Below are 8,310 nucleotides of genomic sequence, written 5' to 3'. Positions count from 1 at the left end.
AGCTACAGAACTGGATGTGGTGGAGCGAGAAGGAATAGTACAATTTGTCAACAAAGAAAATCCAGACGCCATACTTACTCAAACCGAAGAAGAATCTGTAACGCTAACCGGATTTGATATATCGGCTAATATAAAGGTTAAGAAAGATGCTAATATTACCATTATAATTGATCCTGCTACAGAAGATCAGTTGCAAATTGCTGGTAAAGGTGATCTTAAATACAGAATGACGCCTAATGGCCGTATGACATTATCCGGTAGGTATGAAGTAGATAATGGCTTTTATCAATTCAATTTATATGACATTGTTTCTAGAAAATTTGAGTTGACAAAAGGTAGTAGCGTGACCTGGTCTGGCGATCCATTTGCGCCGATATTAGACGTAAGTGCTTTGTACAAAGTAGAAACAAGTGCTAGCGCATTAATGGCAACTCAAACAAGTGGAGCAGATGTAGATACCAAAAATCAATTCAATAATGAATTACCGTTTTTAGTTTATTTGAATATAGACGGAGAATTAATGCAACCAGAACTGGATTTTAATATTGAGTTACCTGAAGATGAAAAAGGTGCCGTAGGTGGTCAGGTAAATGGTAGGTTACAGCAGTTGAATTCACAGGATCAGGAACTTAATAAACAAGTATTCTCCTTACTCGTTTTAAATAGATTTTTTCCTACCAGCGGCGCAGATGGTAGTAGTGGAGGAACGGCTACTATTGCAAGAGATAACTTGAATCAAGCGTTGAGCGATCAATTGAATCAGTATGGTGGAAAGCTCTTAGGTAATTCTGGTATTGATTTGCAATTTGGTCTAGATAGTTATACAGACTACCAAGGATCTGGATCTCAAGACAGGACACAACTTGACATCACAGCTAGTAAAAAATTACTCGACGATAGATTAATAGTAAGTGTAGGTAGCGAAGTTGATATACAAGGTAGTGCGCAGGATGGAGAAGAAGCACCAGCCATAGGTAATGTAAGTCTTGAATATTTACTCACAGAAACCGGTCAGTGGCGTTTAAAAGGTTTTAGAAGAAACCAATTTGATAATGTGGTAGATGGACAGCTTATAGTAAGTGGTCTTTCTATAATTTTTAATAAAGAATTTAACGAATTCAGAAACCTATTTAATAGTACCGAAAGTCCAGATCAGAAAAAGGCGAGAAGAGAAGAAGAAGAGCAGAAGAAGTCTGAAAAAGATAAGAATAAGGATAGGAAGACTGACAATGAAAAAAGCGATCAAAATAATAAAGTCAAAAAGAAACAGAATAATTAAATACTGAAATCATTAAAACAAATTTTCTACATAGTAACCTATTATTAAAAACGCTTCTGGTCTTTTTGATCATAAGCATTTTGTCTTCTTGTGCGGTAAAAAAGTATGTTCCTGAAGATCAATTTCTCTTTACAGGATCTGATCTTGACGTACAATTAGATTCTGTGTCCGACGTAAAAAATATAGACGCATTAAAAGTAGAATTACAAAAAGTACTTACTCCAGAGCCTAATACATCATTTTTAGGCATGAGACCAGGTCTTCATTATTATTACAAAGTAAATAAAGACAGCGCAGGTTTTATAAGTCGATTTTTAAACAGAAAAATAGGAGAAGAGCCCGTTTATTTAGCTGACGTAGAGCAAGAAGCTACAAGAGATTTATTGCGCAATAGATTAGAAAACAGAGGTTTCTTTTTCAGCAATATAACTTCTAAAACTTCTCAAGACGAAAAGAGTAAAGAAGGAAGAGTTTCTTATTCCATTAATCTGCCTAATCCTTATCGATTAAAAACCTATCAAGTAGATAAAGATTCGATTCCATTTTATCAGGTTCTAGAAGAGCAAATAAAAGAATCGCCTATTGAGATAGGATCTAGATTTGATCTGAGCGCAATGAAGACAGAAAGAGAACGTATTGATAACAACCTTAAGAACAAAGGGTATTATAATTTCAACTCTCGCTTTCTAATTTTTCAAGCAGATACAAATCAATATGATAACAGGAAATTTGATCTATTTGTAAAACTCAAAAAAGATGTACCATCTATAGCGGTAAAGCCTTATCGCATTGAAAAAGTAAACGTATATCCATATAATGTTGCTGGTCAGGACTCAGTGCAAAATGATACGGTGATGTACGCAAATAAGAACTACATTCAATCTGAAGAGTTTTTTAGACCAGATCGGTTGGATGATTTTATTTTGCTAGAAAAAGGTGATTTGTATAGTCCGTCTAAGTCTAAAGCGACCAGTCGTAGGTTAGGTACGATAGGTGCTTACAAGTTCGTAAATATTGAATACAAAGAGATTGATAAAAAAGAAAATGATAGCCTTAATTTTCTTGAGGCAAACATTTACTTATCGCCATTGAATAAACGAGCCATAAGAACAGAACTGCAGGCCGTTACTAAGTCTAACGATTTTACAGGACCTACTTTAGGAGTGACTTTTTCTAATCGCAATCTATTTAAAGGTGGCGAGTTACTCAATATCAATGCGACAGGAACCTATGAAGTACAAATCGCTGGAAATAACGATGCAGGATTAACGAGTACAGAATTTGGTCTTGGTGCAGATCTTATTTTCCCTAGAATGCTAGCTCCTTTTAAAGTGGACAAAAACTACTTTGAATATTCCATTCCTAAAACAAAAGCCAGCCTAAAGGCAGATATACTTAATAGAAGCCAGCTTTATAGTTTACTGACGTTTTCTGGAGATTTTGGTTACATCTGGCAAGCAAACAAGTACGTGACGCATGAGATTGATCCTATATCCATAAACTACGTTAGACCATCAAATATCTCTGATGAGTTTCAAGCGATACTTGACAACAATGTTTTCTTAGAAAGTAGTTTTGATCAGCAATTTATATCCGGATTAACCTATGCATTTACCTACAATGGTATGTTGAGACAAAATAAAAAATCACTCTTTTACATTCACAGTACATTTGATATAGCTGGAAATAGCATCAGTTTACTTAGTCAAGAAAACGACGAAGGTAAAAACGAATTCTTAGGTCTAGAATATGCTCAATATGCAAAAGCCGATGTTGATTTTAGATACCATTATCGCTTGACACAAGAATCAAAAATTGCTACAAGACTGTTTGCAGGATATGGTTTACCTTATGGAAATAGCAGTGTTTTACCTTTCAGTAAACAATATTTTTCTGGTGGTGCTTATAGCGTTAGAGCCTTTAGAACACGCTCTTTAGGGCCAGGAACCTATAGCCCAGAAAATACAGACGACCGTTCCTTTTTTGATCAGTCCGGTAATATCAGGCTAGAAGCAAATGTAGAGTATCGATTTCCTATTTACAGCTACTTCAAAGGTGCCATATTTGCAGACGCTGGGAATGTATGGACTACTGCAGGTAACGGATTAGAAGGTGGCGAGTTTGGAAGTAATTTTATAAATGAATTTGGGATAGGAGCAGGAATAGGATTGCGAGTAGATGTACAAGGATTTGTAATTAGATTTGACCTTGCCGCACCTTGGCATGACCCTTCTGAGGTAGAAGGTGAGCGCTGGAATTTTGACGTAGCAAACCCAGTTTTCAATTTTGCCATTGGATATCCGTTTTAGATGTGTTGAGGTTCTCGCTTTCGCGAAAGCGAGATAAAATTATATCAACTTTCTATGTATTCAAAGAGTTAAACCAATCTAAACTCTTACCTCAAAGATATTTTCTAATTGTATTTTTAAAATAAAAACATGATCACAACTAAAAATCCATATAACGGTAAAGAGCTGCACCAATATGAAGAGCTTACCAAAAAAGAAATTAAAGCAAAACTAGAAAAAGCACAAAATGCTTTTGAAAGCTGGCAAACTACAAGCTACGAACATCGCACAAAACATATTAAAAAAGTAGGTGAGTTGCTCCGTAAAAATAAGGATGAGTATGCAAAATTAATGACTAAGGAGATGGGTAAACCTATCACCCAATCTCGTGGTGAGCTAGATAAATGTGCCTGGTTATGCGATTTTTATGCAGAAAAAGCTGAAGGCTATCTAGCAAACGAGCATGTGGAAACCGAGCATTTTAAATCCTACGTGAGTTATGAACCGCTAGGTGTGATTCTCGCTGTGATGCCATGGAATTACCCATTTTGGCAAGTTTTTAGATTTATCGTTCCGGCATTGATGGCAGGAAACGTAGGTGTTTTAAAACACGCCAGCAGCGTGATGGGTTGTGCTCAAATGATAGATCAAATCTTTCAAGAAGCAGGTTTTCCTGAAGGTTGCTTTCAAAACCTTGTGATAGGAAGCGATAAGGTAAATGCTATCATTGAAAACGATATTATCAAAGCAGTTACTTTAACTGGTTCTAAACCTGCTGGAGCAGCAGTGGCAGGAACTGCAGGTGAGCAAATAAAGAAAACGGTATTAGAGCTTGGTGGTAATAACGCCTTAGTGGTATTTAAAGATGCAGATATTGATGATGCCGTACAAAAATGTGTAGATGCGAGATTTCAAAATACAGGACAAAGTTGTATTGCTGGAAAGAGACTGCTGTTGCAGGAAGATATTGCAGAAGAATTTCTAGAAAAGTTCACTAGAAAAGTAAAAGAACTGGTTTCTGGAGATCCTAAAGAAGATGATACTTATATAGGAGTGATGGCAAGAGAAGATCTTGCTGAAGAACTAGAAGAATTAATGAATACATCTATTGAAAAAGGAGCCGAATTGTATTATGGAGGCTCAAGAGATCAGGCATATTTTGCGCCTACTATCTTGACTAATGTTACTCCAGACATGCCTGTTTTTAAAGAAGAAACCTTTGGACCGTTAATAGCCGTAACAGTTTTTAAAACAGAAGAAGAAGCTATCAAATTAGTGAATAACTCAAAATTTGGTTTAGGAGCGAGTTTATTTTCTACAGATTTAAAGAAAATGGAACAACTGGCATCACAGATAAAAGATGGAGCGGTGTTTATCAATCACAAAGTAGCAAGTCATCCAGCCTTGCCTTTTGGTGGTACTGGTATCTCTGGTTTTGGACGTGAGCTGTCTCATTATGGAATTAGAGAATTTGTAAATATAAAGACTGTGGTGATAGCTTAATAGACTTTACTATAACTTGTTTTTATGATTTTCGGCTAGATAAGTGTCGACATAGTTTTCATATATAGCTTTAAGCTTATCGCTTTCACCAGAAAAATATTCAACTGCATTTTCTGCTGATTCAATATGCGTTTTAAGTTTACGATTGTAAACGACAAATTTGTAGCTGAGATAAATGGATAATAGAATTGTTATTGAAAAGCTGATTACTAATTCCGCCGTGACTTCAATTTTACCGAAGTTCAAATTGACCTTGAAAATACTATAGAATAAAAAACTAATGGATGCTGCATTAATGAACACGACGATTAGATTGAATATTTCATTTTTTTTAATTGTAGTTAGATCAGATTTAAGTTCAGAAAATTCTGCTTCTCTAGTGTTTAACCTCTGTATTTGATAAAGTTTGTAATTTCTTAATTCCTCATTAATTTTATCAATGTCGGTCATTTTGGGTTGGTTTTAAAGCTAAAAAATTAGCTAATATAAAATCAATTTTTCAAAAATATGTTGATGGAATGAGAATATTCTATTAGTATTTATATAAAGCCAGATTGTTTATCTCGCTTTCGCGAAAGCGGAATTTTTAACTAGTAATCATAAAAAAGCCTGTTACATTATGTAACAGGCTTTCTAGTTAAAGTAAATAAAGTTTTATTTTTTGATGAACTTTTTAGTCACTGTTTGTGATCCATCATTAATTTGGATCAAGTAAACATTTGCTTTCAGCTCTGCTACGTTAATAGCATTTCCTTGTAAGTTGCCTTTAGATACTGTCTGTCCAGTTAAATTATAAATTACATAGTTTACATTTTCACCTGTAGCAGTTGTGAATAACTGAGAACCACTTACTGGATTAGGATATACAGAAATTTCTAGAGGTATAGAAACCTCGCTAGCAATAGCTTCTCTAGCCGTTCCACATGTTCCTAAATTTAACCATTGACCTGGAGCTAATTCAAATAATGTATTTTGATACACCACTTGATCTCCTACAGAATAAGTATTAGCACTATTGTAAGCAGGAACACCAGCACACTTATCTGCTGAAGCTCCAGAAATTTCTAAATCGTCTACTGCAATATCACCTTGCCATGAAGAAGTTGTATCTACAACTAGCCTTAATTGAAGATCACCACCAGCATAAGCAGCTAAACTAACATTAGCAGTTTGCCATGCCGCTCCTTGATTACCAGATTGGGTAAAAATGGTGCTGTAAGCTCCACCTGTACTCGCTTGTACTCTTAAAGTTCCTACTGCGTTACCAGTCATTTGGTACTGGAAAGATAGTATTGCATTACTTTGATTGCTTAAGTCAAAACATGGAGAATCAAGGATTGCAGTTTTATTGAAGTTAGGGTTAGAAGCTTCTACATAAACATAGAAAGATCCTTGTGCTGCACCAGAAGGGCCAGTACTACCAGATGGCGTGCCACCAGAGCGTAATGTCCAGTCTAAACTGTCTCCGTTATTTTGTGACCACTGACCTAATGTATTTTCAAAACCTTCATTATAAGGGAAAGAAGAAACACCGTTTGCACAACCAGATCCACCGCCAGAAGTTGCAACAGATATGTCAAAAGCATCTACGGCAATATCACCTTGCCATGAGTCTGTAGTATCTACTACAAGTCTTACCTGAGCCGTATTTACGCTCAAGGCAGCAGTACCAGTTAACCAAGACGTACCTTGATCACCTGACTTAGTAAATACAGTAGACCATGAAGAAGAACCAGATGTTCTTGCTTGTAATCTTAGGGTTCCTACAGCATTACCTGTCATTTGATATCTAAATGAAGCAGTAGGAGTAGAACCACTAGCAAAATCTAAACAAGGAGAGTTAAGAATAGCTGTTCTATTAAAGTTAGGGCTAGAAGCTTCTACATACACGTAGAAAGAACCTTGATCTGCTCCTGCAGGACCAGTACTACTTGATGGAGTACCACCAGATTGGATCGTCCAGTCCATAGTATCGCTAGTATCTTGTGTCCATCCTGCTAAGCTATTTTCAAAACCGTTAGAATATGGGAAGTTATTTATAGTACTATTACATCCAGTACCGCCGCCACCAGATGGAGGAGTGCATTTAGTTGATTGAGCAAGAGATGAATGAAAACCACCATTTAATAAATTTGCTCTCATTCTTGCTTTTTGACCTTGAGTAAATAAGTTCATACAAGAGTCGTTAGAATAATCCATGTAATTTTGTACCATATCTACAGATCCACAAGAAACAGATCCTATCTGGCAACCTCCATTAGAAGCATCAGATAGTGGTGTGTCAGATACAAAATCATCAGCTCCACAAGGTCCATCACCCCAAATGTGACGTAGACCGAAGAGGTGTCCTACTTCATGCGTCGTAGTTCTACCACCATCAAATGGAGCAGAAACAGCACCAGTACGACCAAAGTAGTTATAGCCCATTACCACACCATCAGTAGCTCTATTACCTCCAGGAAATTGTGCATATCCTAAAATACCTGGTTGTCCATTGCTATTTAAAGCAGATACAGTCCACATATTCAAATATTGTGTCGTATCCCAAGGATCAGTCCCACCAGTAGCAGAACTTTTCATTCTATTTTGAGTGGTATTCCATGACGTAACAGAAGAAGCCTTTCTTGTTATACCATTAGTAGCATTACCATTAGGATCTACTTGAGCAAGGCAAAACTCAATTTGAGTATCTGCGGCCTGAGACCATACATTATCAGCATCGCTGTTAGTTCTTCTAAAATCTTCGTTAAGAACATCTATTTGAGATTGTATTTGAGCTACGCTTATGTTTTGTGTAGCATTTCCATAAAGGACATGCACTACTACAGGAATAGTAATTACATCTCCATTAACAGAATTTGTTGAAATGAGTTCTCTCGATCGTTGCTTTAAAAAACGTTCTACGTCTTGAACATTTTGTTCTAAAACTGGATCTTGAGCCATTGCAAGTTGCAAGTCTGAGTGTGTAGAACAAAGTCTTTCTTGAGCAAAAGAAAATGTAGAGAATAAAACTACTAAAGCTAGCAGTAATTGAGTAGGGGTTTTTTTCATGTTATTTGGTTTTAATTAACATTTGAGAATCTAAAAATAGGAGCAATTATTAATTATGCAAGATTTACTATCTAAGTGTTATCAATACTTTTTAAATTTGAGAGGATCATTATTAAATTGACTGATTTTCTTCTTAAATTATAATCCCACTAATTTAGTGGGGTAATAGTTTTGTTATCAAAAAGTTAA

The 8,310-nt window shown here is 35.9% G+C and carries 5 protein-coding genes; 3 read left to right on the top strand and 2 right to left on the bottom strand.

What is annotated here, in order from left to right:
• The 3 genes from A9Q93_RS09135 to A9Q93_RS09125 all read left to right on the top strand — a co-directional run.
• Positions 1-1,279 (top strand): translocation/assembly module TamB domain-containing protein (locus A9Q93_RS09135; protein ID WP_303687090.1); only part of this gene is annotated, 1,279 nt, incomplete at its 5' end.
• A 56-nt stretch (positions 1,280-1,335) separates the two neighbouring features.
• Complete coding sequence (locus A9Q93_RS09130) at positions 1,336-3,588, top strand: BamA/TamA family outer membrane protein (protein WP_303687091.1); 2,253 nt, start codon at positions 1,336-1,338, stop codon at positions 3,586-3,588.
• A 129-nt stretch (positions 3,589-3,717) separates the two neighbouring features.
• Positions 3,718-5,070, top strand: coding sequence for an NAD-dependent succinate-semialdehyde dehydrogenase (locus A9Q93_RS09125; protein WP_303687089.1), 1,353 nt, complete (start codon positions 3,718-3,720; stop codon positions 5,068-5,070).
• 9 nt (positions 5,071-5,079) lie between these two features.
• Here the strand turns inward: A9Q93_RS09125 and A9Q93_RS09120 are convergent, their stop codons facing one another.
• Both A9Q93_RS09120 and A9Q93_RS09115 read right to left on the bottom strand, forming a co-directional pair.
• Positions 5,080-5,520: a hypothetical protein gene (locus tag A9Q93_RS09120; protein WP_303687088.1), complete on the bottom strand. Its 441-nt coding sequence runs from the start codon at positions 5,518-5,520 to the stop codon at positions 5,080-5,082.
• A 204-nt stretch (positions 5,521-5,724) separates the two neighbouring features.
• Complete coding sequence (locus A9Q93_RS09115) at positions 5,725-8,121, bottom strand: M43 family zinc metalloprotease (RefSeq protein WP_303687087.1); 2,397 nt, start codon at positions 8,119-8,121, stop codon at positions 5,725-5,727.
• Positions 8,122-8,310 lie beyond the last annotated feature (189 nt).

Origin of the sequence: Nonlabens dokdonensis (assembly GCF_002162835.1) — a bacterium.
Lineage (GTDB): Bacteria > Bacteroidota > Bacteroidia > Flavobacteriales > Flavobacteriaceae > Nonlabens > Nonlabens dokdonensis_B.
This window is presented reverse-complemented; position numbering and strand designations above follow the sequence as displayed.